This is a genomic window from Mycobacterium sp. IDUB_37, from assembly GCF_055419245.1.
Map to the genome: position 1 here is coordinate 1 of NZ_JBVAXG010000002.1, position 25,703 is coordinate 25,703.

Annotated in this window: 19 protein-coding genes; 12 read left to right on the plus strand and 7 right to left on the minus strand. The window is 67.6% G+C overall.

Annotation, left to right across the window (positions count from 1 at the left end):
• On the minus strand, positions 1–3,011 hold a 3,011-nt coding region (locus tag ACZY1I_RS06530), incomplete at its 3' end, for a PE family protein (protein ID WP_463753546.1).
• Positions 3,012–3,358: 347 nt separating this feature from the next.
• On the opposite strand from ACZY1I_RS06530, the gene ACZY1I_RS06535 reads away from it, so the two are divergent.
• Together ACZY1I_RS06535 and ACZY1I_RS06540 are read left to right on the plus strand one after the other, a co-directional pair.
• Positions 3,359–4,189, plus strand: coding sequence for an amidohydrolase family protein (locus ACZY1I_RS06535; protein ID WP_463753547.1), 831 nt, complete (start codon positions 3,359–3,361; stop codon positions 4,187–4,189).
• Entirely contained in the window at positions 4,186–5,730 is a 1,545-nt protein-coding gene (locus tag ACZY1I_RS06540) for an acetolactate synthase large subunit (protein ID WP_463753548.1), read from the plus strand. The genes ACZY1I_RS06535 and ACZY1I_RS06540 overlap by 4 nt, the downstream gene beginning before the upstream one ends.
• Here the strand turns inward: ACZY1I_RS06540 and ACZY1I_RS06545 are convergent.
• From ACZY1I_RS06545 to ACZY1I_RS06570, 6 genes are all read right to left on the minus strand, one after another.
• Positions 5,716–6,414: a hypothetical protein gene (locus ACZY1I_RS06545; RefSeq protein ID WP_463753549.1), complete on the minus strand. Its 699-nt coding sequence runs from the start codon at positions 6,412–6,414 to the stop codon at positions 5,716–5,718. The two genes, ACZY1I_RS06540 and ACZY1I_RS06545, sit on opposite strands and share 15 nt — an antisense overlap.
• Positions 6,415–6,419: 5 nt before the next feature.
• The gene (locus ACZY1I_RS06550; protein WP_463753550.1) at positions 6,420–10,373 is read right to left on the minus strand and encodes a PGRS repeat-containing protein; all 3,954 of its coding nucleotides are present in this window, start codon (positions 10,371–10,373) and stop codon (positions 6,420–6,422) included.
• Positions 10,361–10,600 (minus strand): PE family protein, encoded by a 240-nt coding sequence (locus tag ACZY1I_RS06555; protein WP_463753551.1) that lies wholly within the window; start codon positions 10,598–10,600, stop codon positions 10,361–10,363. The genes ACZY1I_RS06550 and ACZY1I_RS06555 overlap by 13 nt, the downstream gene beginning before the upstream one ends.
• A gap of 175 nt (positions 10,601–10,775) precedes the next feature.
• Positions 10,776–12,272: a long-chain-fatty-acid--CoA ligase FadD17 gene (gene fadD17 / locus ACZY1I_RS06560; RefSeq protein ID WP_463753552.1), complete on the minus strand. Its 1,497-nt coding sequence runs from the start codon at positions 12,270–12,272 to the stop codon at positions 10,776–10,778.
• Positions 12,269–13,378 carry an acyl-CoA dehydrogenase family protein gene (locus ACZY1I_RS06565; protein ID WP_463753553.1) on the minus strand — a complete coding sequence of 370 codons (1,110 nt, stop codon included), beginning with the start codon at positions 13,376–13,378 and terminating at the stop codon, positions 12,269–12,271. The genes fadD17 and ACZY1I_RS06565 overlap by 4 nt, the downstream gene beginning before the upstream one ends.
• Positions 13,379–13,414: 36 nt before the next feature.
• Entirely contained in the window at positions 13,415–14,596 is a 1,182-nt protein-coding gene (locus ACZY1I_RS06570; RefSeq protein WP_463753555.1) for an acyl-CoA dehydrogenase, read from the minus strand.
• A gap of 258 nt (positions 14,597–14,854) precedes the next feature.
• Between ACZY1I_RS06570 and ACZY1I_RS06575 the strand changes: the two genes are divergently transcribed.
• From ACZY1I_RS06575 to ACZY1I_RS06620, 10 genes are all read left to right on the plus strand, one after another.
• On the plus strand, positions 14,855–15,046 hold the full coding sequence (locus tag ACZY1I_RS06575; protein ID WP_463753556.1) for a ferredoxin: 192 nt from the start codon (positions 14,855–14,857) through the stop codon (positions 15,044–15,046).
• Between the two features lie 32 nt (positions 15,047–15,078).
• Positions 15,079–15,987 (plus strand): 3-oxoacyl-ACP reductase, encoded by a 909-nt coding sequence (locus ACZY1I_RS06580; RefSeq protein WP_463753557.1) that lies wholly within the window; start codon positions 15,079–15,081, stop codon positions 15,985–15,987.
• A 353-nt stretch (positions 15,988–16,340) separates the two neighbouring features.
• Positions 16,341–17,105, plus strand: a complete 765-nt coding sequence (locus ACZY1I_RS06585) for an MlaE family ABC transporter permease (protein WP_463753559.1) — start codon at positions 16,341–16,343, stop codon at positions 17,103–17,105.
• 48 nt (positions 17,106–17,153) lie between these two features.
• Complete coding sequence (locus ACZY1I_RS06590; protein WP_463753560.1) at positions 17,154–17,996, plus strand: MlaE family ABC transporter permease; 843 nt, start codon at positions 17,154–17,156, stop codon at positions 17,994–17,996.
• A gap of 5 nt (positions 17,997–18,001) precedes the next feature.
• Positions 18,002–19,210, plus strand: coding sequence for an MCE family protein (locus tag ACZY1I_RS06595; protein WP_463753561.1), 1,209 nt, complete (start codon positions 18,002–18,004; stop codon positions 19,208–19,210).
• A complete protein-coding gene (locus ACZY1I_RS06600; RefSeq protein WP_463753562.1) occupies positions 19,210–20,262 on the plus strand; it encodes an MCE family protein in 1,053 nt (350 codons plus the stop codon). Before ACZY1I_RS06595 ends, ACZY1I_RS06600 begins: the two co-directional genes overlap by 1 nt.
• Before the next feature lie 37 nt (positions 20,263–20,299).
• Complete coding sequence (locus ACZY1I_RS06605; RefSeq protein WP_463754316.1) at positions 20,300–21,355, plus strand: virulence factor Mce family protein; 1,056 nt, start codon at positions 20,300–20,302, stop codon at positions 21,353–21,355.
• A gap of 10 nt (positions 21,356–21,365) precedes the next feature.
• Positions 21,366–22,835 (plus strand): virulence factor Mce family protein, encoded by a 1,470-nt coding sequence (locus ACZY1I_RS06610; protein ID WP_463753563.1) that lies wholly within the window; start codon positions 21,366–21,368, stop codon positions 22,833–22,835.
• A complete protein-coding gene (locus tag ACZY1I_RS06615) occupies positions 22,832–23,986 on the plus strand; it encodes a virulence factor Mce family protein (protein ID WP_463753564.1) in 1,155 nt (384 codons plus the stop codon). The genes ACZY1I_RS06610 and ACZY1I_RS06615 overlap by 4 nt, the downstream gene beginning before the upstream one ends.
• 10 nt (positions 23,987–23,996) lie before the next feature.
• Positions 23,997–25,667, plus strand: coding sequence for a virulence factor Mce family protein (locus ACZY1I_RS06620; RefSeq protein WP_463753565.1), 1,671 nt, complete (start codon positions 23,997–23,999; stop codon positions 25,665–25,667).
• Positions 25,668–25,703: the final 36 nt, after the last annotated feature.

Genomic DNA, 25,703 nt, shown 5'->3' on the forward strand with positions numbered 1-25,703 from the left:
GTGCCGCCGGCGGCGCCCTGCAGGCCGGTGCCCGCGGTGGTGGTGTTGTCTGCGCCGGCGCCGCCGTTACCGCCCAGCCCGCCTGCGCCGCCGTTACCGGCCACCCCGGCGGTGCCGAGAGTCGAGCCGGTGCCCGCCGCGCCGGCGGCCCCGCCCACACCGCCGGTGCCGCCCTTGCCGCCGGCCTGGCCGGCCACGGCCACATCGGTGGAGGCGGCGCCGTCGCCGCCGATGCCGCCCTTGCCGCCGCTGCCGCCGACCCCGCCGTCGCCGCCCTTACCGTGAACCCCACCACTTCCCGCCCCAGCGGCACCACCGCTACCACCGGCACCTCCATTGCCGCCGGCATATCCCTGACCCCCCTGGGCACCGGCTGCCGCCGTGGTCGTGTTGTCCCCACCGGCGCTGCCGTTACCGCCGCTTCCGCCGGCCCCCCCGGATCCCGCGGTGCCGATGGCGCCTACGGTCGATCCGACCCCGCCGGCTCCGGACGCTCCGCCCTTGCCGCCGTCGCCACCCTTGCCGCCATCGAGGCCAGCGGTGTCAGGTCCAACGGCGGCAGCGGTTCCGCCATCCGCGCCGGCACCCCCCGCACCGCCGGCACCGCCTGCGCCGCCGACTCCTTGAACCCCACCACTTCCCGCCCCGGCGGCACCACCGCTACCACCGGCGCCTCCATTGCCGCCGGCATATCCCTGACCACCCTGGGCACCGGCTGCCGCCGTGGTCGTGTTGTCCCCACCGGCGCTGCCGTTACCGCCGCTTCCGCCGGTCCCCCCGGATCCCGCGGTGCCGATGGCGCCTACGGTCGATCCGACCCCGCCGGCTCCGGACGCTCCGCCCTTGCCGCCGTCGCCACCCTTGCCGCCATCGAGGCCAGCGGTGTCAGGTCCAACGGCGGCAGCGGTTCCGCCATCCGCGCCGGCACCCCCCGCACCGCCGGCACCGCCTGCGCCGCCGACTCCTTGAACCCCACCACTTCCCGCCCCGGCGGCACCACCGCTACCACCGGCGCCTCCATTGCCGCCGGCATATCCCTGACCACCCTGGGCACCGGCTGCCGCCGTGGTCGTGTTGTCCCCACCGGCGCTGCCGCTGCCGCCACTACCGCCGGCGCCACCAGCACCGGCCATACCGACTACACCGGCCGTGGACCCGACTCCACCCGCGCCGGACGCCCCGCCCTTGCCGCCGTCGCCGCCTTTGCCGCCGTCGAGGCCAGCAGTGTCAGGTCCAACCGCGGCGGCGGATCCGCCGTTGCCGCCGGCCCCGCCGATGCCGCCGGCGCCACCCGCGCCGCCCGCACCCTGAGCCGCGCCCGCACCGCCGCCAGTGCCGCCCTTTCCACCCGCGCCACCAGCGAAGCCGGAACTACCGTCGGCGCTGGATCCTGCTGCTGCGCTGGCGCCTGCTAGGCCGGCGCCACCCGCGCCGCCCGCCCCACCCGCTCCGTTGATGCCTGCGCCGCCGGACGCCCCACCCCAACTGAGTAACCCGCCGGCGCCGCCGGCCCCGCCCTGGCCGGCGATACCTCCCGTGCCGCCATCCCCGCCGGATCCACCTACGCCACCAAGTCCAGCGACGTTGCCGTCGCCGCCGCTTCCGCCGGTGCCACCCACACCACCGCCACCGCCTTGACCACCGTGCCCCGCCGACCCGAAGAGCAGGGCACCCCGACCACCGGCACCTCCACTGCCACCGTTTCCGCCGAGGCCACCCGTGCCGCCGAAGGCGCCGCCGGCCGCGCCGGTAAACCCGGTACCACCGAGTCCGCCGTGACCGCCGGCACCGCCCCGTGCGAAGAGGCCGCCGGCCCCACCGATGCCACCATGTCCGCCGTCGCCGGCGTTACCTCCAAAGGTGGCGTTGATGCCGGCTCCACCCCCGCCGCCGGCGCCACCGCGGCCGAATATCTGTGCCGCATGACCGCCGTCTCCGCCGTTCCCGCCCCCGTATCCACCATTGCCGCCCGCGCCGCCACCGCCCCATATGAGCGCACCGCCGCCGCCTTTGCCGCCCGTGCCGCCACCTGCACCACCGGTTCCGCCTGCGCCGCCGGCCCCGAATAGCACCTCGCCGTGTCCGCCCGCCCCGCCGGCGCCGCCTCCGTCGCCACCGGTGCCGCCGGTGCCACCGCCGCCGAACAGCAGGCCGCCGTGGCCACCGTTACCGCCGCCGGCTCCAACGCCACCCGCGCCACCCGCGCCGCCCAGTCCAGCCAGCCACCCTCCGTGGCCGCCGGCTCCGCCTGCTCCGCCGGCTCCGCCGGCGCCGCCTGCCCCCCCGTAACCAAATAGCCCGGCCCCGCCGCCGGCCCCACCGGCCTGAGCAGCCGATGCGAGCGCACTGTTACCTCCAGTGCCACCGAAACCACCTGAGCTGAAGAGGAATCCGCCGTGACCGCCGTGGCCACCGGCCGCCCCCATGCCGCCCATACCGCCGGTTCCGCCGGTTCCGTACAGCCAACCTCCGCGACCACCGGACCCGCCAGTGGCGCCGAACCCGCCGGCACCGCCCGTGCCGCCGTTGCCGATCAGTCCTGCGTCTCCACCGGCCCCGCCTACCTGCCCCGCTGCGCCGGGTGCGCCGGTTCCGCCGCTCCCGAGGAGTAGTCCCCCCGCTCCGCCTGCACCGCCAGGTGTGCTGGCATCCGCCCCGTTTCCGATCAGCGGACGTCCCAGTAACAACTGCGTTGGCTGATTGATCAGGTTGAGCAGAAGTTGCTCGACATTCGTGGCCTCGGCCGTCTGGTACGCGACGGCGCTGGCATGCAGGTTATGCACAAACTGCTGGTGGTATGCCGCAACCTGTGTGCTGACCGATTGGTATTGCTGGGCATGGTTGCCGAACAACTCGGCAATCCGGAGTGAGACCTCGTCAGCGGCGGCGGGCAATATCTGAGAAGTAGTTGCTGAGATGGACGTATTTACGCCATCAACAAATAGGCCGATGCGCCCGATATCCCCGGCGGCGGCCGACAGTATTTCGGCAGAAACCGAAATGTAATCCATTAAACGAAAGCTCCCAGCAGCACTTATCTGAGCCGCAACCCCACCACCCCCTGGATCGCTGCACAAATCGTACGTCAATAAACCGAGACATTGAACAGCATTGTGGGCGTTGCCTAAAGAGTTAGCTGTGATGGGATTGAGTGGAAGACGGGTACTGAGATTGCCCTCTTCCCGTACCCAAGGTACGGGTTTGCTGTGGAGCTGCATCCACCATGCGTCCACTACGCCCGGCGATGGGCCACCCGCTATTGCCAGGCCACCTTCTCGCGCGACTGAGACTGCAGCGCCGACCGGGCGCTGAGCGTGCACCGATCGGCCGCCGTTGAGGCGTCTAGAGTCAGGGTGCGATGACCATCGACGTGTGGATGCAGCATCCGACGCAGCGGTTCCTGCACAGCGACATGCTGGCGTCGCTGCGGCGCTGGACGGGTGGTTCGATGCCCGACACCGAAATCCCCATCGAGGCGACCATCCAGGCGATGGACGCGGGCGACGTCGAGTTCGGCCTTCTCAGTGCCTGGCGCGGTCCCGCCGGACAGGACTTGGTGTCCAATGAGGAAGTCCTCGGGTGGGTTCAGTCTTACCCGGATAGATTCGCCGGCCTGGCGACGGTCGATCTGGACCGGCCGATGGACGCGGTTCGTGAGCTGAGACGCCGTATTGATGAAGGGTTCGTCGGACTGCGTGTGGTGCCGTGGCTGTGGAATGCGCCGCCGACCGATCGGCGCTACTATCCGCTGTTCGCCCAGTGCGTCGAATCGGCAGTTCCGTTCTGTACGCAGGTCGGCCACACCGGACCGTTGCGGCCCTCGGAAACCGGACGCCCTATTCCTTACGTCGATCAGGTGGCACTCGACTTTCCGGAGCTCGTTATCGTGTGCGGACATGTCGGCTATCCGTGGACCGAGGAGATGGTCGCCGTCGCTCGCAAGCACGAGAACGTCTACATCGACACCTCGGCGTACACGATCAAACGCCTGCCGGACGAGTTGATCCGCTTCATGAAAACCGGTACCGGACAACGCAAAGTGTTGTTCGGAACGAACTATCCGATGATCGGTCACGCCCACGCCCTGGCGGGCCTTGACGAACTTGGGCTCAGCGACGAGGCTCGTCGAGACTTCCTACACGACAATGCCGAGCGCGTCTTCAGGTTGCAACGAAAGGTCGATAGATGAACGGTGCCCAGGCCCTGATCAACACGTTGGTCGACGGGGGCGTCGACGTCTGCTTCTCAAACCCGGGCACCTCCGAAATGCACTTTGTTGCCGCGTTGGACACCGTCGCGCAAATGCGTGGCGTACTAACCCTTTTCGAGGGTGTGGCTACCGGTGCCGCGGACGGGTATGCCCGCATCGCCGACCGCCCGGCAGCAGTGCTGTTGCACCTGGGCCCAGGACTGGGCAACGGTCTGGCCAATCTCCACAACGCCCGCCGTGCCCGGGTGCCCATGGTGGTAGTCGTCGGCGACCATGCGACGTACCACAAAAAGTACGATGCCCCACTGGAATCCGACATCGACGCTGTTGCTGGCACGGTCTCGGGATGGGTACGCCGGACGACCTCCGCCGCCGAAGTCGGCGCGGACGCCGCAGAAGCAATTGCCGCGAGCCGGGCTGGTGCGTTCATTTCGACGCTGATCCTGCCCGCCGACACATCGTGGTCTGACGGCGCCGAGCCGGCAACGGTTTCCGTGCAGCCTCCGGATAAGACGGTCGACGTGGCGTCGGTGGCCGAGGTGCTGCGATCGGGGGAACCCGCCACGATCCTGATCGGGGGAGATGCCACCCGCAGTCCTGGTCTGGCGGCAGCCGTGCGGATCGCCGAGGCCACGGGCGCCCGTCTGCTGTGTGAGACGTTCCCGACACGGCTGGAGCGTGGGGCGGGCGTGCCCGCGATCGAGCGGCTCGGCTACTTCGCCGAGGCCGCCGCGGCTCAATTGGATGGCGCCAAGCACCTGGTGCTGGTCGGCGCCAAGTCGCCGGTCTCGTTCTTCGCCTACCCGAATATGCCCAGCGACCTGGTGCCGGCCGGGTGCACAGTTCACCTGGTTGCCGAATACAACGGTGCCGCAGACGCTTTGGCTGCGCTGGCCGATGAGGTAGCCCCCGGCACTCAGGCTTCGGTCGCAGCCGCGACGCGTCCGCAGGTGCCTTCGGGTCCGTTGACGTCCGCAACCGCGGCCGAGGTTATCGGTGCGGTGATGCCGGAACGGGCGATCGTCGTCGACGAGGCCAACACTTCGGGGTTGCTACTGCCGCAGACCACCGCCGGTGCGCCGGCCCATGATTGGCTGACCCTGACCGGCGGAGCGATCGGCTATGGCATCCCGACCGCGGTCGGCGCCGCAATCGCCGCACCGGATCGGCCAGTGCTGGCACTGCAATCGGACGGGTCGGCGATGTACACGATTTCGGGTCTTTGGTCGCAGGCGCGGGAGAATCTGAACGTAACCACCGTGATCTACAACAACGGTGCCTACGACATCCTGCGGCTCGAGCTGCAACGCGTGGGCGCCGGTGCCGCCCCCGGTCCCAAAGCGCTTGATCTGCTCGATATCTCGCGTCCCACAATGGATTTCACCAAGATCGCGGAAGGTATGGGCGTGCCTGCGCGTCGGGTCACCACGTGCGAGGAGCTGGCTGAAGCGCTACAGGCCGCATTTGCCGAACCGGGGCCGCACCTGATCGACGCCGTGGTGCCGTCATTGCTGGGCTAGTTCGGCGAGGTGGCTGAACAGCCAATCCGCCAGTTGATCGAGCACGCCCACACCGGCTTCGAACGAATCCGCGTCGGCCGCTAATGCCACACCGAGGTCCCCGGCCTCGACAGGTACGATCCCGAACTGTCGCACCAGATAGCCGGAATCCAACCCAGGGCCCCAACCACCCTTCGCGGCCACACCTTTGGCGGCCAAACCCCAGCGGTGGCCGGGAACCAAGTGGCGCATCAGGTCGACAACCGTGGCCGCTTCGGCAACGGCGCCGAGGTTCGCGGCGAACCGCGCCTGTCGCGCCAATGACCACTGTGTTTGTCCGAAAGCAGTGAACCCCGCCCTCAATCTTCGTGATTCGACGACGGTGGCCTTGTCACCCGCCGCTTCTAAGGTTGTCTGGACGAGCCGCGCCGCCTCCGTAGGCTCGCCAAGTTGCGACCACAACGCTTCCGACGCCGGGTTGTCGGATTCGGTTATCGCTTTAACCACCAGGGGTTCTGCTCCGACTCGATCCATTCGCTGAGCCGCGACCGCCAACGGGACTTTGATCGTCGACCACGCGACGCCGGCGTCCCACCGGCCGTATGAGTAGGTCCCGCCCGGTCCCGCGATTGCGACACCGACGACGGCAGGAATCGACGCAGCCAGCCGGTCGAAGCTGGCGCCGACGGGAATTCCGTTGTGCATCAACGTCAGACGGGGCCGCCCGCGCCACCGGTGCCACCCGTGCCGCCGGTACCTCCGGTGCCGCCGGCAGTAACACCACCGGAATTGCCGCCTTGACTCACACCGCCGGCACCACCGGTGCCGCCGAATTGGCCGCTTCCGGATTGGCCGCCTGAGCCACCCTGGCCGCCGGCTCCGCTGGCGGCGCCGTTGCCTCCTGTGCCCCCGGTACCCGCCAACGAGCCGGTACCGGCCGTGCCGCCGTTGCCCCCATCGCCGCCGTCTCCGCCGGTTCCACCGACGCCGCCCGCCCCGCCGGCACCGGCGGTTGCACCGGCACCGTTGGCGGCGCCACCGGATCCGCCGCCGCCGCCGGCGCCACCCGTCGCGCCAAATGCGCCATTACCGCCGGTTCCGCCGGTTCCGCCGGTCCCGGTGGTGGCCGACCCACCCGTACCTGTTGCGGCGCCCGTGCCGCCGTTGCCGCCGGCTCCGCCGGTTCCGCCGGAGGCGCCCTTGCCCGCATTGCCACCGGCCCCACCGGCTGCGCCAGTGCCGCCGCTGCCACCATTCGAGCCGCCGTCGCCGCCGCTGCCACCCAAGCCGCCTTGCCCGCCGTTGCCTGCGTTGATGCTGCCGTTGGTGGCGTTGCCGCCGTTGCCGCCGTTTCCGCCGGTGGCTGCCCCGTTGGTCCCATTGGCGGTCGCACTGCCGCCGTTGCCGCCCGCGCCGCCATTGTTGCCGAGGCCGACCGCCTTGCTATCGCTTCCGATTGCATTCGTCGCGTTGCCGCCGTTGCCGCCATTTCCGCCGGTGGCGTTACCGCCCTCACCGCTTGCCGTGGCCGCGCCGCCCGCCGTGCCGGTACCGCCGTTCCCGCCCTGGCCGCCCGCACCGCCGCTGCCGCCGTCACCTGCGTTCGCCGTACCGGATTTGCCGCCCGCATTCGCTACGCCGCCGGCGCCACCGGTACCACCTGGCGCCGCCGCACCGCCGCCGCCACCATTTCCGCCGTCGCCACCGGTGGCTATTGCGCCATCGGCGTTATTGGTGACGGTATTGCCGGCTCCACCAAGGCCACCCTGCTGCAAGCCTGTGGTGCCGTCACCACCTGTGCCACCCGGGCTGCCCGGGTTGGGGGAGCCGGTGGGAGCGGTGGTGGTGGGCGCGAATTGATTGTTCTGACCGTCGGCACCACTGCCGCCCTTGCCGCCGATGCCGCCGTTGCCGCCGTCGCCACCCTTGCCGAGGCCACCAGCTTTGCCGGTACCACCACCGGCGCCGCCCAGACCCGCCAGGCCACCGTTGGTTCCGTCGCCGCCGGCGCCTCCGTCGCCGCCAGTGGAAGTGGCGTCGTAGGCGGCCGTGAAGGTCTGCGAGCCATTGGCGCCATCCGCGCCGATACCGCCGTTGGCACCGTTTCCGCCGTTACCGCCGTTGCCGCCGGTCAGACCACCCGTACCGCCAACGCCGCCGTTGCCGCCGTTGCCGGCCGCACCGGCACTGCCGCCGGCACCGCCATCACCGGCCGTGATGCTGCCCGACGAAGCGCTGGCGTTTCCGCCGGCGACACCCAACCCGCCGTCCCCACCGGTCCCGGCGTTACCGCCGTTGCCACCGACCCCGCCAGTGCCGTTGGCTGCGTTCGTCGTGCCCGCACCACCCTTGCCGCCGCTGCCACCGTTGCCAGCACTGCCTCCGGTGCCGCCCGAACCGCCGGATCCGGCCGCAGCTCCATTGCTGTTGCTGGTGCCGCCGATCGCACCGTTGCCGCCACCGCCGCCCTTGCCGCCGTTGCCGCTGTTCCCACCAACACCGCCAGCGCCACCCGAACCGCCGATGCCGGCCGCGCCACCGTTACCGCCCACGCCACCCGTGCCGCCTTGACCGCCCGTTCCGCCAACACCGCCGTTCGGGGCATCCGACACCCCTGCATTGGGTGTGACGGCAGCGCCGCCTTTCCCACCGTTGCCCGCGCTACCGGCCGCACCACCCGTGCCGCCCCCGCCGCCGGTGCCGCCCTGGCCACCGGCCGCGCCGCCGTTGCCGCCCGCGCCGCCACTGCCACCGCCACCGCCGGTGCCGCCAGTGTCGCCCGCGGGCGCGGTCACCGTGCCAGAGAGACCAGTCGCGCCGTCGCTGCCGCTACCGCCGATGCCGCCGGTGCCGCCCTTACCGCCGCTGCCGCCGGTGCCCGCATTGGCGCCCGCCAGTCCGCCGCCGCCACCATCACCACCGGCGCCGCCCGCGTTACCGGTGTTGCCGTTGCCCGCCATGACCGCAGCCGCGTTGGCGCCGTTGCCGCCGCCGCCGCCAAGACCGCCGGCGCCACCGGTGCCGCCGAATCCGGTGTTGCCCGCGATGCCACCGTTGGCCGCCCCCGCCACACCACCGCTTCCGCCGTTGCCGCCCGCCCCGCCCGTGCCACCGGCGACGGCCGCGGCATTGCCGGCAGTGTTGTTGCCGGCCTGGCCGCCGTCGCCACCCGTCCCGCCGTTGCCGCCGTTGCCGCCATTGCCACCGGTGCCGCCAGCGCCGCCCGAGCCACCACCAGTGCCACCGCTTCCGCCGTTGCCGCCCGGGTTGGCGGACCCGCCGGCTGTGTTCGCACTGGCCGAATTGTTCGTGCCGGCGTTTCCGGTGGTGCCGTTGCCGCCCTTCCCGCCGGTCCCGCCGTTGCCCCCGGGTCCCGTAGCGCCCGCAATGCCGCCCGCGCCAGTGCCGGCCGAACCACCAGCACCGGCCAATCCGCCCTTGCCGCCGTCACCACCGTTGCCACCGTTGTTGCCACCGGCGGCGCCGTTGTTGCCGTCAGCGCCATTGCCGCCGAGGCCCCCCGCACCACCGACACCGCCGGCGCCGGCCTTTCCGCCCGTGACCGCTGCACCCCCGGTGCCGCCTTTACCGCCTTGGCCACCACCGAAGCCGCTGTTCCCGTTCGAACCATCACCCACGGCGGCAGTGGCATTTGCGCCGGTCCCGCCTTGACCACCAGTCCCACCGGTGCCGCCGGCGCCGACGCCACCGCCGAGACCGCCGTTGGACAGAATGCCCCCGGCCCCCGCGATGCCACCGGGCCCGGCGGTCCCGCCGTTGCCGCCGCCACCACCATTGCCGGCCGCCACCACGGTTGAGCCGTCGCCGCCCGCGCCGCCGCTCCCGCCGGTGCCGCCTTGGCCGCCGAGGCCGCCCGCTCCACCATGGCCGAATAACACGGGCCCGCCGCCACCCAGCCCGCCCGCGCCGCCGTTACCGCCCAGACCTCCACCGTCACCCACGCCGCCGACTACGACCGAAGCTTTCCCGGCGCCGCCGTTGCCCCCCTGGCCGCCGGCGCCGCCGTCGCCGCCGTTCATGAACAAGCCGCCGGCGCCGCCGTTGCCCCCGATGCCGCCATTGCCGGCGCCGCCACCGCCCACCGCGCCCGGGGCTCCGATGCCGCCTGCCCCGCCATGACCGCCAGCACCGATCATCAATGCGCCGTTTCCGCCGTCGCCGCCGTGGCCGCCCGTGCCACCACCGGACCCACCCTGGCCGCCCGCGCCACCGATGCCGCCGCCACCGGCCAACCACGCGCTGTTGCCGCCGTTTCCGCCGATGCCACCGGCACCGCCACTGCCCGCCCCGACGCCGCCGATACCGCCGGACCCGCCTGCGCCGATCAGTAGTCCACCGCTGCCACCGTTGCCGCCCCTGCCGCCGTTGCTGCCGCCGGCCCCCCCGACGCCACCGTTACCGATCAGGCCGCCCGACCCGCCGTTGCCGCCGGATTGGCCTGTTGCGCCGGCTGCACCGTTCCCTCCGCTGCCGAACAGCCAACCGCCGTCCTTGCCGTCGCCGCCCGGTGTCGTCGCATTGGCGCCATTGCCGATGATCGGACGCGACAGCAGCGCCTGGATCGGGTCGGTCGCCGCGGCCCATTGCGCATTCACCGCTTCTGCGGCGCCGTAGGTGCCCGCGCCGGCGCTCACTGTCTGCACGAATTGCGTGTGCAATGCCGCGGCCGCGTTGCGAGCGCTTGATAGCCCGCCGCGTGCTGAGAGAACAGCGTGGTGATGGCGGCCGAGACCTCGTCGGCCGCGGCCGACAGCAACCCCGTTGTCGACGGCGCGGCAGCCGCGCTCGCGGCAGAGACCGACGCGCCGATGTCGGCCAGATTGGTGGCGATCGCCGTCATCGCTTCCGGTACGACAAGTAGGTATGACATCCGGCAACCTCGCAGTACTAAAAGGTGGCCCGGCGGCAGCCAGGGCAAGCGTCGATGCAAGCGGTTAGGCGCGGATCGTATCGCGTCTCGTCAGCCCGTTGTTGGATTCACACGCAATAGCGGATTTTGCTCGTGGAGGTGGGCTTGGCGGCTGCAGATGCGTCACACGTGCTGGCTACCGATCGACGCGGAACACCGGGTCCGCGCAATCCACACCCTCCGCGGACAGTTGCCTTTTGAGCACTTTGAAGGTGACCGTCCCCGGTAGCCCGGCGCTGACGCGCACGTAGGACGGCCACTGTTTGGGTCCGAGATCGGATTGCCGGCCAAGAAAGTCGCGGAATTCGGCCACATCGAACTCGGTGCCCACCGGCATGACGAGGGCGGCCATCACCTGGTCGCCGACCGCCGGGTCGGGTATCGGATATACGGCAACCTCGATCACGTCGGGGTAGCGAATCAGCACCCGTTCGATCGGGGCGGTGCCGAGGTTCTCCCCGTCGACTCGCATCCAGTCACCGAGTCGCCCGGCGAAATAGGCAAATCCTGCATCGTCGCGGTAGGCCAGGTCGCCGCTGTGGTAGATGCCGCCGGCCATGCGTTCGGCCTGTGCCGCCTCGTCGTTGTAGTAGCCCTCGAATCCGCCGGCTCCGGCGGTGTTCACCAGTTCGCCGACGACGCCCGGCGGGCACTCCTGGCCGGTCGACGGGTCGTGGATCGCGACGCCCTCGGGTAGCGGCCCCAGTGCGCCGGCCGGAGTGTCGGGGGTGCGGGCGATCGCGACGCCGAGTTCGGTGGAACCGAAGCCGTCCTGCACGCGGCAGGCGAATCTGCGGGCGAAGCGCTCGATGTCTCTGGGCGCGCCTTCATTCCCGTACACCGCGCGCAACGGATTGTCGGCGTCGTCCGATTGCTCGGGCGTGGCCAGTACGTACGACAGTGGCTTGCCGACGTAGTTGGCATAGGTGGCGCCGTAGCGGCGCACGTCAGGAAGGAATCCGGACGCAGAAAACTTGCGTCGCAAAACCAGTGCGCCCTGGCACGCCACCGCCACGCCCCAGCCGACCAGCAACGCGTTGGAATGGAACAACGGCATCGAGACGTAGCAGACGTCGTCGGGTCCCAGCCCGAAGCGCTGAGTCATCCCCATTCCGGCGGTCGCGACCTTGCCGTGGCTGCACTTCACCGCCTTCGGCTCACCGCTGGTTCCGGAGGTGAAGATCAGCATGAAAAGGTCTGCCGGAGAAGCAGATTGGAAATGCGGCTCGGTATCCCGATGCGCCGCGACCTCGTTGCCCCATGCTTCAGAGTCGACGTTGATGTGCTCGATGCCGTCCAGCGTCTCGGCCGACGCCGAGTCGGCCAGCACCAGTTGGCAATCGGCGTGGCCGATGTCACGGATCAGCGCCGCACCGCGGCGCACCGGATTGAGCCCCACCGGGACGATGCCCGACATGCCGGCCGCAACCAGCACCGCCGAGAAGAACGGGGTGTTCTGCAACAGCACGCCGACGTGCGGTGGCCGGGCCGGATCCAGACGCGCACGCAAGGCGGCTGCGATCGCCGCCGCGTGCCTCAGATGGTCCCGCCAACTAGAAAACGAGTCCTCGAAATACACACCGTGGTCGTCGATTTCGGCCAGCGGTCGCAGCAGGTCGGTAACCGTGCTCAAGCAGGAGTCTCCGCCAATTCGCGGCCGATCAACCGCAATTGCCCGGTGGCCCCACCCAACGCGAACTCGGCCTCCTTGGCGGCCAGGAAGTAGCGGTGCACCGGGTGATCGGTGTCCACGCCGACCCCGCCGTGCACGTGCACGATGGTGTGCGCCACCCGATGCCCGGCATCGGCCGCCCAGAACGCCGCGGAGGCCACGTCGATCTCGGCGGGAATGTCCTCGGCCACCTTCCAGGCAGCCTGAGTCAGGGTCAACCGCAACCCCTTGACGTCGATGTATCCGTCGGCCAGCCGCTGACCCACCGCCTGGAAGCTGCCGATCGGGCGGTCGAACTGCTCACGGGTGCGGGCGTATTCGGCCGTCAGTCGCAGACCTCGATCGAGCACGCCCAGTTGGTAAGCGCTACGGCCCAATGTGGAGATGGTGCGCAGCCAAGCGACCACTTCACCTGCCCCGGAGGCTTCACCAACCTGGCGGGCCGAGTCCACTGAAACACCGTCCAGCGCCAGGTGCCCGACGCTGCCCAGGCCTGTCGTCTGTAACGGCGTCACCGTCACACCCGGGTCGTCGGCGGCGACGAGGAAGACGGCGGTACCGGACTCGGTTTCGGCGGGCACCAGGAACCCATCTGCGAGCGGACCATAGAAGACAAGGGTGCGACTCCCGGTCAGCTCGTAACCGTCACCCGCGCTGGCTGCCTGTACCGGACCTTCGCCCATCTCGCCGTCCAGCGCAACGGTCAGGATCTTCTCCCCGCTCACTGCCGCGTTGCCCCAGCTCTGCTGCAACTCCTCGGAGCCGAACCGGGCCAGCGCGCCGGAGGCCAGCACCACCGATTCCAGGTAGGGCACCGCCGCCAGTTGATGCCCGAGCGCAACCAGGATTGCGACCTGCTCGAGAACTCCGAAACCGTCACCGCCCACCTGGGTGGCGGCCGCGCTGGTCAGGATGCCGCTGTCGATGAGCTTGCGCCACAGATCGCGGTCGAACCGTTGGTCGAGCTTGCCCAGCTCGCGTTGATGTTCGGGGGTGCATACCGAGTCGACGATGGTGTCGACCAGCCCGCCGAGGTCCTGGGCCGCTTCTGTTGTCGTGAAATCCATGGATACGCGTCCTTTGGGAAGAGTCTGCGGAACTGGTCAGCGGTTGGCTCGGGGCAAGCCGAGCGCGACCATGCCGATGATGTCGCGCTGGACTTCGTTGGTACCGCCGCCGAAGGTCAGGATCAGGCAGGCACGGTGCATCCGCTCGACCCGGCTGCGTAGCAGGGATCCCGGCGAATCCTGGCGGAGTGTCGCGGCGGTACCGAGCACCTCCATCAGCAGCCGGTAGGCCTCGGTGGCCAGCTCGGTGCCATAGACCTTGGCCGCTGACGCATCCGCCGGATTCAGCGCCTCGCTCGAGGCCGACGCCAGCTCCCAGTTGATCAGCTTGAGCACCTCGGCCTTGGCGTGCACCCGAGCCAGGTTGAGCTGCACCCACTCCGAATCGATGAGGCGTGCGCCGCCGGCGTCCTTGGTGTTCTGCGCCCACTCGCGAACCTCCCGCAAGGACAGGAAGATCGGCTGCGGTGACACCAGCGCGACCCGCTCGTGGTTGAGCTGGTTGGTCACCAGCTTCCAGCCGCCGTGCTCCTCGCCGACCAGGTTGGTCACCGGCACGCGCACGTCGGAGTAGTACGTGGCGCTGGTATCCACCCCGGCCATGGTGTGCACCGGTGTCCAGGAGAAACCCTCGGCGGTGGTCGGCACCACCAGCATCGAGATGCCGCGGTGCTTCTTGGCCTCCGGGTTGGTGCGCACGGCCAGCCAGACCCAGTCCGCGTAGGCGATCAGGCTGGTCCACATCTTTTGGCCATTGACGACGTAGTCGTCACCGTCGCGGACCGCGGTGGTGCGCAGGTTGGCCAGGTCGGTGCCGGCGCTGGGCTCGGAATAGCCGATCGCAAAGTGCAGGTCGCCGGCCGCAATCTTGGGCAGGAAGAATTTCTTCTGTTCTTCGGTGCCGAACGCCATGATCGTCGGCGCGACGCTGTTGATCGTCAGGAACGGCACCGGCACGCCGGCCACCGCGGCCTCATCGGTGAAGATCAGCGAATCCATCGGGGAGCGGTCCTGGCCGCCGTACTCCTTGGGCCAGTTCAGAGTGAGCCACCCGTCCTTGCCCATCTGCGAGACGGTGTCGCGGTACGCGTTGCCGGTCCCGACTTCGCCCTGGGTGGAACTCAGCGCTTCGCGCCGCTCCGGTGTCATCAACTTGGTGAAGTACGAACGCAGTTCGCGACGCAACTCCTCCTGCTCAGGGGTGTAACTGATGCGCATTCCTGCCGCCTCCGATCAACCGATCGTCTCTGTGCCGCTAGCTCATTTACAAGCGGTTGTAACCGCCGCGATCACTACCAGGGCTACCCGTTCGTCTCCCCGGTTGTAACACGTTCTAGTCTGGGAATCCAGCGACGGCCGTTGATGGCGACCGCTCCGTTTCCTATGAGGCGTCGGGGTCCTATGGTGGTGCTAGCAGTTGATGGAGTTCGAACGAGGCCAATTTCCTAACTTCAGCCCAGGTTCAAGGAGAATGCCGTGCGAGTGAATGTGGACCGTGACCGTTGCGAAGGTAACGCCGTGTGCTTAGGAATCGCGCCGGATATCTTCGATTTGGACGACGAGGATTATGCCGTTGTGAAGACCGATCCGATCCCTGCTGACCAGGAAGATCTGGCTGAGCAGTCGATCGCGGAATGCCCTCGCGCAGCGCTCCTGCGTGCAGACTAGCCCCGGTAACCGAAACTAGAGGTATTCATAAATTGACTAGCAGCGCTACGAACGCGACCGATCTGTCCGGCAAGGTCGCGGTGGTGACCGGTGCCGCCGCCGGACTGGGCCGTGCCGAGGCGATCGGCCTGGCCCGACTCGGTGCCACTGTCGTCGTCAACGACATCGCCAAGGGTCTGGACGCATCCGACGTCCTCGACGAGATCAGCTCGGCCGGCTCCAAGGGGATCGCCGTCGCGGGCGACATCAGTCAACGCGACACCGCCGACGAACTCCTCACCACCGCCGACGGCCTGGGCGGGCTGGACATCGTCGTCAACAACGCCGGCATCACTCGCGACCGGATGCTGTTCAACATGTCCGACGAGGACTGGGACCAGGTCATCGCCGTTCATCTGCGCGGTCACTTCCTGCTCACCCGCAACGCCGCCACCTACTGGCGCAACAAAGCCAAGGAAGCCGGCGGATCCATCTTCGGCCGGATCATCAATACCTCGTCGGAAGCCGGTCTGGTCGGCCCGGTCGGCCAAGCCAACTACGGCGCCGCCAAAGCCGGCATCACTGCACTGACGCTGACGGCGGCGCGGGCCCTGGGCAAGTACGGAGTTTGCGCCAACGCGATCGCCCCACGCGCGCGCACCGCGATGACCGCCGACGTGTTCGGCGCGGCGCCCGAGGACGACGACATCGACCCGCTGTCGCCCGAACACGTGGTGAACCTGGTCCAGTTTCTGGCCTCGCCCGCCGCCGCTGAGGTCAACGGACAGCTCTTCATCGTTTACGGCCCTCGCGTAACGCTGATCGCGGCACCCACCGTGGAACACCGGTTCGACGCCGGTGCCGAGGTCTGGGATCCGGCGGAGTTGAGCTCGACGCTGCAGGGCTACTTTGCTGGCCGAGACCCCGAGGTGACTTTCGCCGCTACCGGCGTGATGGGCTGACCTGCTCGTGCCTCGTTCCCAGGAACATCCGCGATCGCGCGGACGCCGCGTTCGACTTGCGGTTTTTGTCGCCGCGCTTCCGTTGCTCGCGCGAATCCGTAGACGTCCCGACCGCGGGACCACCGGCTTCGACAGGCTGGCCTGGCCCAGCCGGCGCCGGCGTATCAGCGGCGTTGGTCGAGTGTGGAGCAGAAATACCAGGTCGGCATATTTGCTGCAAAATATTCGAGGGTTCATCGACACCCGGAACTTGTTCTAGTTACTATGAGCCGGCTCACACCAAGCAACGAGTCATCCAACGGTGTGTTCAGGGCAGAGCATCATTCGCCGCGAGCAGCAGATTGGGGACCCGGTTGTTGCAAAAACTTGCCGTACCGGCCCGCGCCGTCGGTGGGTTCTTCGAGATGTCGATGGAAACCGCACGCGCTGCCTTCCGGCGGCCATTTCAATTCCGGGAGTTCCTCGATCAAACCTGGATGGTCGCACGGGTGTCGCTGGTCCCCACGCTGCTGGTATCCATTCCTTTCACCGTGCTGGTGGCCTTCACCCTGAACATCCTGCTGCGCGAAATCGGCGCCGCCGACCTCTCCGGCGCCGGCACGGCGTTTGGCACCATTACCCAGCTCGGCCCGGTCGTAACGGTGCTCGTGGTGGCAGGTGCGGGCGCCACCGCGATCTGCGCCGACCTGGGAGCCCGGACCATCCGCGAAGAGATCGACGCGATGCGGGTGTTGGGCATCGACCCGATTCAGCGACTCGTGGTTCCCAGGGTGCTGGCGTCCACGCTGGTCGCGCTACTGCTCAACGGCCTGGTCTGCATGATCGGCCTGTCGGGCGGCTACGTGTTCTCCGTCTTCCTGCAGGGCGTCAACCCGGGTGCATTCGTCAACGGGCTGACCGTGCTGACCGGCCTGCGGGAGCTGATCCTCGCCGAAGTCAAGGCGTTGTTGTTCGGCGTGATGGCCGGGCTGGTCGGGTGCTACCGCGGCCTGACTGTCAAAGGTGGCCCCAAGGGTGTCGGCAACGCGGTCAACGAAACCGTTGTGTACGCGTTCATCTGCCTCTTCGTCATCAACGTTGTCATGACCGCCATCGGCGTCAGAATCTCAGCGAAGTAGGGACGGCGGCGTAACGATGGGTCATGTCCAAGCGATGGTGAAGATGCCATGAGTTACGACGCCACATATCGCGTTCGCCACTTCTTCTCCCGGTTCGCGGGTCCGGTAGATAACTTCGGCGAGCAGGCGCTGTTCTACGGCGAAACCATCCGTTACGTCCCCAACGCCATCTCCCGGTATCGCAAGGAGACCATCCGGCTGATCGCGGAGATGACGCTCGGCGCGGGCGCACTGATCATGATCGGCGGCACGGTCGGCGTCGCGGCCTTCCTGACGCTGGCATCCGGCGGCGTCATCGCCGTGCAGGGTTATTCCTCCCTGGGCAACATCGGCATCGAGGCGCTGACCGGATTCCTTTCAGCCTTCCTCAACGTCCGCGTGGTCGCGCCGGTCATCGCCGGCATTGCGCTGGCAGCCACCATCGGCGCCGGCGCTACCGCGCAGTTGGGTGCCATGCGGGTGTCGGAGGAGATCGACGCCGTCGAATGCATGGCCGTGCACTCGGTGTCGTACCTGGTGTCGACCAGATTGATTGCCGGCCTGGTGGCGATCATCCCGCTGTACTCGTTATCGGTGCTGGCCGCCTTCTTCGCCGCTCGCTTCACCACCGTTTTCATCAACGGCCAGTCGGCCGGCCTCTACGACCACTACTTCAACACCTTCCTCATCCCGTCCGACCTGCTGTGGTCATTCCTGCAGGCCATCGTGATGTCGATCGCGGTGATGCTGGTGCATACCTATTACGGCTATAACGCCAGTGGCGGATCGGTCGGCGTGGGTATTGCCGTCGGCACCGCGGTGCGAACCTCCCTGATCGTTGTCGTGGTCATCACCCTGTTCATCTCACTCGCCGCATACGGCGCGTCCGGCAACTTCAACCTGTCGGGGTAGGGGCAATGTCAGAGACGGCATCACGAAAAACCGCGGGACGGGTGGCTGCGGCGATACTCACTTCGATCTTGGTGGCGTCCGTCGTCGTTACGTACTTGTCCTACACCGACGCGTTCACCTCGACCGACACCGTCACCGTCTCTTCGCCGCGGGCCGGCCTGGTGATGGAGACGGGCGCGAAGGTCAAGTTCCGGGGTATTCAGATCGGCCGAGTCGAGGAGATCAGCTACAGCGGTGAACAGGCGCGGCTGAAGCTGGCGATCGACAGCGGCGAAATGCACTTCATCCCGTCCAATTCGACGGTGCACATCGCCGGCAACACCATCTTCGGCGCGAAGTCGGTGGAGTTCATCCCGCCCCCGGGCGACACTGCCGCCAAGACCTCGCTTCGTGCCGGTGCCCAGGTCGAGGCGAAGGCGGTGCAGCTCGAGGTCAACACGCTCTTCCAATCGCTGATCGACCTGCTGCACAAGATCGACCCGATCGAGTTGAACGGAACCCTCAGCGCGCTCTCCGAGGGCCTGCGCGGCCACGGCGACGACGTGGGGGCGCTGTTCAGCGGCCTGAATACGCTGACCCGCCAAGTGAATCCGAAGTTGCCGGCACTGCAGGAAGACTTCCGCAAGGCGGGTGTGGCGCTGGGTTACTACGGCGATGCGGCCCCCGATCTGAACACCGTGTTCGGCAATCTGCCGACGATCAGTAAGACGGTCGTGGATCAGCAGAACAACCTGAACACCACGCTGCTATCCACCATCGGCCTGGCCAACAACGGTTACGAAACGCTGGCGCCGGCCGAGCAGAACCTGATCGACACGATCAACAGGCTGCGCGCGCCGCTGAAAGTAGCCGGCGACTATTCGCCGGAATTCGGCTGCCTGCTCGCTGGCATCGACCGCGGTGTCAAGGAGTTCGGCCCGCTGCTCGGTGTTCGCAAGGCCGGCTTGTTCACGTCGTCGAGTTTCGTGTTGGGTTCGCCCGCCTACGTGTGGCCGGAGAGCCTGCCGGTCGTCAATGCTTCCGGCGGCCCGAACTGCCGGGGGTTACCCAACATCCCGACCAAGCAGACCGGCGGGTCGTTCTACAAAGCGCCGTTCCTGGTCACCGATAACGCGCTGATCCCGTATGAGCCGTTCACCGAGGTGCAGTTCGACGCGCCCTCGACCCTGCAGTTCCTGTTCCACGGCGCCTTCGCAGAACGGGACGACTTCTAATGGCCTCGGGAACTTTGCCATCGCACCGGTCGATGGTCATCAAGGTCGGCGTTTTCACCGTGGTGATGCTGCTGGTGAGCGCGGCTCTGGTGGTGGTGTTCGGTGACTTCCGATTCGGCTCGGAAAACAAGTACCACGCCACCTTCCTCGATGCGTCGCGGTTGAAGGCCGGCCAGAAGGTGCGTATCGCGGGCGTGCCCGTCGGTGCCATCTCGGGCGTCAAGCTCAACCCGGACAACACCGTTGACGTCGAGTTTGGCGTCGACGAGCGCTACACCCTGTACTCCTCGACGCGGGCGGTGATCCGCTACGAGAACCTGGTCGGCGACCGTTTCATGGAGATCACCTCCGGTCCGGGGGAGCTGCGCAAGCTCCCGGCGGGCGGCACCATCGACTCCCGGCACACCCAGCCGGCCCTGGACCTCGACGCGCTGCTGGGCGGGCTGAAGCCGGTGCTCAAGGGCCTGGATGCAGACAAGCTGAACACCGTCACCAGCGCCATCATCGAGTTGTTGCAGGGTCAGGGCGGAGCGTTGGCCAACGTGCTGGCGGACACCAGCGCTTTTTCGTCGACACTCGGTAAGCGGGATCAGCTCATCGGCGACGTGATCACCAACCTCAACACGGTTTTGGGCACCATCGACGAGCGCAGTGCCAAGTTCTCGGCCAGTGTCGACCAGTTGCAGCAGTTGGTGACGGGGCTGGCCAACAACCGCGACGCCATCGCGGGTGCCATCCCGCCGCTGGCCTCGACGACGACTGATCTCACCGAATTGCTGCGCAACTCGCGTCGGCCGCTGCAGGGAATCCTGGAAAACGCCCGGCCGCTGGCGACCGAACTGGACAACCGCAAGGCCGAGGTCAACAACGACGTCGAGCAACTGGGCGAGGACTACCTGCGGTTGTCCGCGCTCGGTGCCTACGGATCGTTTTTCAACATCTACTTCTGCGCGGTGACGATCAAGATCAACGGACCTGCCGGCGGCGACATTCTGCTGCCGCTGGGCGGCCAAGTCGACCCCAGCAAGGGGAGGTGTTCCTTTGCCAAGTGACGAGAACCCGAATAGCGAGAGTCCAGGTACCGGGAAGATAAATCGCGGAGCGCCCGATCCGCTTCGCGTCGGCATTATCGGCCTGGTCGTGGTGACGTGCGTCGTACTGATCGCGTTCGGCTATGCCAGCCTGCCGTTCTACCCTCAGGGCAACGACTACGAGGCCTACTTCAGTGACGCGGGCGGCATTTCACCCGGCAACTCCATCCTGGTCGCGGGCGTCAAGGTGGGCAAAGTGGCCGACGTCAGTCTGGCCGGCGACACCGCCAGGATCCGTTTCAACGTCGACCGCCACGTCGTCGTCGGTGACCAGTCGCTGGCTGCGATCCGGACCGACACCATCCTGGGCGAGCGCTCCATCTCCATCAGCCCGGCCGGGACCGGACATGTGACGTCAATTCCGTTGAGTCGCACCACAACTCCTTACACGCTGGCCGGCGCTCTCGAAGACCTGGGCCAGAATGCCAACAACCTCAACAAGCCGCAGTTCGAGCAGGCGTTGAGGGTACTGACCGACACGCTGCACGACGCGACCCCGGGCCTGCGCGGTGCCCTGGACGGCGTGACCTCGCTGTCGCGCACTCTGAACAGCCGTGACGAAGCACTGCAAGGCCTGCTGGCCCATGCCAAGTCGGTGACCGCGGCGTTGTCCGACCGTGCCGGTCAGGTCAACAAACTGGTCAACGACGGCAATCAGCTGTTCGCCGCACTCGACGAGCGGCGCGCCGCGCTGAGTTCACTGGTCGCCGGCATCTCCGACCTGTCGGCGCAGCTTTCCGGCTTCGTTGCCGACAACCGCAAGGAGTTCGGCCCCGCCCTGAACAAGCTGAACGATGTCATCAGCAACCTCAACGACCGCAAGGACTACATCACCGAGGCGCTGAAACGGTTGCCGCCCTACGCGACATCGCTGGGCGAGGTGGTCGGCTCCGGGCCCGGCTTCAATGTCAACGTCTTCGGTGCCATCCCAGCGCCGCTGGTGGGTGCGATGTTCGACTTGGTGTACCAGCCCGGCAAGCTGCCCCAGAGCCTCGCCGACTACCTGCGCGGGAATATCCAAGAGCGCTGGATCATCAGGCCGAAGTCGGATTGATCGAGGCGACATGACGACTGAACCCCAGCAGGCACCCAAGAAGTTCGGCAGCAAAGGTCTGCGCACGATCGCCATCGTCGCGCTGGTCGCGGCGCTGGTCGGTGGTGCTTACGTGCTGTTCTCCGCGGGGAACAGCGGTCGTAAGGTCACCGCATACTTCACCTCTGCGGTCGGCCTCTATCCCGGCGACCAGGTCCGCGTCCTGGGTGTCCCGGTCGGCGAGATCGAGTCGATCGAACCGCGGGTGTCCGACGTCAAGATCACCTTCACCGTCAGCGACGACGTCAAGCTGCCCAAGGACGTCAAGGCAGTCATCATGTCGCCGAACCTGGTGGCGGCCCGGTTCATTCAGCTCACCCCGACGTACAGCGGCGGCGCTTCACTGCCTGACGGCGGAACCATCGAGTTGGCGCGCACCGCAGTCCCGGTGGAATGGGACGAAGTAAAAGAGGCGCTCACCCAGCTGTCGGTGACGCTGAGCCCGTCGGCCGGGGAGATACAGGGACCGCTGGGCGCCGCGATCAACCAGGCAGCCAACACCCTCGACGGCAACGGCGAATCCTTCCACAGCGCACTGATCGAACTCTCCCAAGTTGCGGGACGACTGGGGGATTCGCGCAGCGACCTCTTCGGGACGGTCAAGAATCTGCAGGTCCTCGTTGACGCGCTGTCGCAGAGCAACGAGCAGATCGTCCAATTCGCTGGACACGTGGCATCGGTGTCACAGGTGCTGGCGAACAGCTCCCGCAATCTTGATAACACGCTGGGCTCGCTGAACCAGGCGCTGTCGGACGTCCGGGGCTTCCTGCACGAGAACAACTCGACGCTGATCGAGACCGTCAATCAGCTCAGCACTCTCACCTCGACGTTGAGCGACCAGAGCGACAACATCGAGCAGGTGCTGCACGTGGCCGGCCCGGGTATCGCCAACTTCTACAACATCTACGACCCTGCGCAGGGCACCCTCAACGGACTGCTGTCGCTGCCGAACTTCCAGAACCCGGTGCAGTTCATCTGCGGTGGTTCTTTCGACACCGCCGGCGGCCCCTCGGGGCCCGACTACTTCCGCCGCGCCGAGATCTGCCGCGAACGGTTGGGACCGGTGCTGCGCCGACTCACCGTGAACTACCCGCCGATCATGTTCCACCCGCTCAACACCATCACGGCGTACAAGGGACAGATCATCTACGACACCCCGGCCACCCAGGCGAAGTCGGAGACACCGGTCCCCGAGCTGACCTGGATTCCCGCCAAAGGTTCGGGCCAGACGTCGCCAAGCAACACCACCGACCTGCAGAGCCTGTTGGTCCCGGCGGCTCCCGGGCCAGGCCCCGGCTCACCGCCCGGATTCGGTCCCGCGCCGGGTCCCGCACCAGGTCCCGGCCCGGCGGCGGCTCCGGCGGCCGGCCCAGGACCGGCACCCGTTCCGCTGCCCGGCCCCGTCGGTCCGTTGCCTGCCGAGCAAGGAGCCGGCAGATGAAACGAATCTTGTTGCGCGCCAGCATATTTGCCGCCAGTAGCACCGTGCTGGCCGGTTGTTCCTTCGGCGGCCTGAACTCACTGTCGTTGCCGGGCACCGCCGGGCACGGCGGCGGATCGTTCCAGATCACCGTGGAATTGCCGGACGTGGCGACGCTGCCGCAGAACTCGCCGGTCACGGTCGACGACGTCACCGTCGGCAGTGTCTCCGGAATCGCGGCAGAGCAGCGCGCCGACGGATCGTTCTATGCCGCAGTGAAACTGGCGCTGGACAAGAACGTGCAGGTGCCCGCGAACTCGGTCGCGCGCGTCTCGCAGACCTCGCTGCTGGGATCGCTGCACATCGAGTTGGACCCGCCCAAGGGCCCGCCGTCGAAGAACAAACTGGTCGAAGGGTCGCGGATCACCGAGGCCAACACCGGCCGCTTCCCGACCACCGAAGAGGTTTTCTCAGCGCTCGGCGTGGTGGTCAATAAGGGCAATGTCGGTGCGCTGGAAGAGATCACCGACGAGACGTACCGGGCCGTGGCCGGCCGGCAGGGTCAGTTCGCTGACCTCCTTCCCAGGCTCGCGGAGCTGACCAACGGGCTGAACAAGCAGGTCAACGACATCATCTCCGCGATGGAGGGATTGGACCGCTTCTCGGCAATCCTTGCCCGCGATAAGGACAACCTGGGCCGCGCCCTGGACTCGCTGCCGGACGCGGTACGCGTGCTGAACAAGAACCGCGACCACATCGTCGAAGCGTTCTCCTCGCTCAAGAGGCTGGCGATGGTGACATCGAACGTGCTGTCCCAGACCAAGGTCGACTTCGCCGCCGATCTCAAGGACCTGTACTCGGTGGTCAAGGAACTCAACGACAGCAGGAAGAACTTCGTCACCTCGCTGCAGATCATGCTGACGTTCCCGTTCCCCAACTTCGGTATCAAGCAGTTGATCCGCGGTGACTACATGAACGTGTTCACCACCTTCGATCTGACGCTGCGCCGCATCGGAGAGACGTTCTTCACCTCGTCGTATGCGCTCGACCCGAACATGATGCACATGGCCGATGTCCTCAACCCGCCCGACTTCCTGATCGGATCGCTGGCAAACCTGTCTGGGCAGGCCGCCGACCCGTTCAAGATTCCGCCCGGCACGGCGTCACAGTAGAGGCGGGGAAATGATCGACAGACTTACCAAGATCCAGCTCTCGATCTTCGCTGTGATCACCATCATCACGCTGACCGTGATGGGCATCTTCTATCTGCGTCTGCCGGCTACATTCGGCATCGGAACCTACACTGCCAGTGCCGATTTCGTCGCAGGCGGTGGCCTGTACAAGAACGCCAACGTCACCTACCGGGGGGTCGCGGTCGGCCGGGTCGATTCGGTGGAGCTGAACCCCTCCGGGGTCACCGCCGAGATGCGGTTGAACAGCGGCACTCCGATCCCTTCCAACGTCGTCGCCACCGTCAAGAGCGTGTCGGCGATCGGGGAGCAGTACATCGACCTGGTGCCACCGGCGACCGCGGCGCCGGGCAAGCTGCGCGACGGATCCAAGATCGACCGCGCCAACACCCGCATCGGCCAGGACGTGGCGGATCTGCTGAACAAGGCCGAGACGCTGGTCAACAGCATCGGTGACACCAAGCTCAAGGAACTGCTGCACGCGGCTTTCACCGCGACCAACGGCACCGGCCCGGAACTGGCCCGGACCTTCGAGTCGGCGCGGCTACTGGTCGACGAGGCCAACGTGAACTACCCGAAGGTCTCGCAGCTCATCGATCAGGCGGGCCCGTTCCTGCAGGCCCAGATCCGGGCCGGCAACGACATCAAGTCGCTGTCGGACGGGCTGGCCCGGTTCACCTCCGAGGTGCGCCAGGCCGACCCCCAACTGCGCAACACCCTGGCCACCGCGCCCGACGCGATCGACGAGGCGAGCACCGCGTTCTCCGGCATTCGCCCCAACTTCCCGATGTTGGCCGCCAGCATGGCCAATCTGGGCCGGGTCGGCGTGATCTATCACAAGTCGATCGAGCAACTCCTGGTCACCTTCCCCGCTCTGTTCGCCGCCATCACCACCGCGGCCGGCGGCGCACCCCAGGATGAAGGCGCCAAGCTGGACTTCAAGCTCGACCTCAACGACCCGCCGCCGTGCAACACCGGATTCCTGCCGCCGCCGTTGATGCGCTCGCCGGCCGATGAGACGGTGCGTGAGCTACCACGGGACATGTATTGCAAGGTCGCACCGAACGACCCGACTGCAGTGCGCGGTGCCCGCAACTACCCGTGCCAGGAATTCCCCGGCAAGCGGGCACCCACAATTCAGCTGTGCCGCGACCCCAAGGGTTACGTCCCGACCGGCAACAACCCGTGGCGTGGGCCGCCGATCCCGTACGGCACGCCGATGACCAACGGGCTGAATGCGTTGCCGCCGAACCACTTCCCGTACATTCCACCGGGAGCCGATCCCGACCCGGGCATCCCGATCGTGGGACCGCCCCCACCCGGCGTGACGCCGGGTCCCGGTCCGGCGCCGCACCAACCGGTATACGACCCGCCGCCGCCCAACGACAGCGGACCGCCACCGGGCAACCCGTCGTGGATGCCGCCGGGGGTTCCGCCGGTGCCGCCGCAGATCCCGTTCCCGAAGTACCTGCCACCCCCGCCGCCGCCGGTCGGTATCGGCCCGGAACCGCAGGCAAGCGGTGCGGCCTACACCACCTACGACCCGTCAACCGGGATCTTCAAGGACCCGGCTGGTGGCACTGGTATCTTCGCGTCCGGCATCACCGGAACTTCCAGTGCGGAGAACTGGGTAGACCTGATGCTCGCTCCCAAGGCGCTGTAAAGGATCACGAGCAACCGTTTGATGACCTCGTTCAAT

What these genes read in the sequence shown, in the direction of transcription:
- ACZY1I_RS06570 (WP_463753555.1), bottom strand. Translation starts at nt 14,596, where the DNA reads ATGCGCATCAGTTACACCCCTGAGCAGGAGGAGTTGCGTCGCGAACTG.
- ACZY1I_RS06620 (WP_463753565.1), top strand. Translation starts at nt 23,997, where the DNA reads ATGATCGACAGACTTACCAAGATCCAGCTCTCGATCTTCGCTGTGATC.
- ACZY1I_RS06590 (WP_463753560.1), top strand. Translation starts at nt 17,154, where the DNA reads ATGAGTTACGACGCCACATATCGCGTTCGCCACTTCTTCTCCCGGTTC.
- ACZY1I_RS06615 (WP_463753564.1), top strand. Translation starts at nt 22,832, where the DNA reads ATGAAACGAATCTTGTTGCGCGCCAGCATATTTGCCGCCAGTAGCACC.
- ACZY1I_RS06610 (WP_463753563.1), top strand. Translation starts at nt 21,366, where the DNA reads ATGACGACTGAACCCCAGCAGGCACCCAAGAAGTTCGGCAGCAAAGGT.
- ACZY1I_RS06600 (WP_463753562.1), top strand. Translation starts at nt 19,210, where the DNA reads ATGGCCTCGGGAACTTTGCCATCGCACCGGTCGATGGTCATCAAGGTC.
- ACZY1I_RS06535 (WP_463753547.1), top strand. Translation starts at nt 3,359, where the DNA reads ATGACCATCGACGTGTGGATGCAGCATCCGACGCAGCGGTTCCTGCAC.
- ACZY1I_RS06555 (WP_463753551.1), bottom strand. Translation starts at nt 10,600, where the DNA reads ATGTCATACCTACTTGTCGTACCGGAAGCGATGACGGCGATCGCCACC.
- ACZY1I_RS06595 (WP_463753561.1), top strand. Translation starts at nt 18,002, where the DNA reads ATGTCAGAGACGGCATCACGAAAAACCGCGGGACGGGTGGCTGCGGCG.
- ACZY1I_RS06545 (WP_463753549.1), bottom strand. Translation starts at nt 6,414, where the DNA reads ATGCACAACGGAATTCCCGTCGGCGCCAGCTTCGACCGGCTGGCTGCG.
- ACZY1I_RS06540 (WP_463753548.1), top strand. Translation starts at nt 4,186, where the DNA reads ATGAACGGTGCCCAGGCCCTGATCAACACGTTGGTCGACGGGGGCGTC.
- ACZY1I_RS06565 (WP_463753553.1), bottom strand. Translation starts at nt 13,378, where the DNA reads ATGGATTTCACGACAACAGAAGCGGCCCAGGACCTCGGCGGGCTGGTC.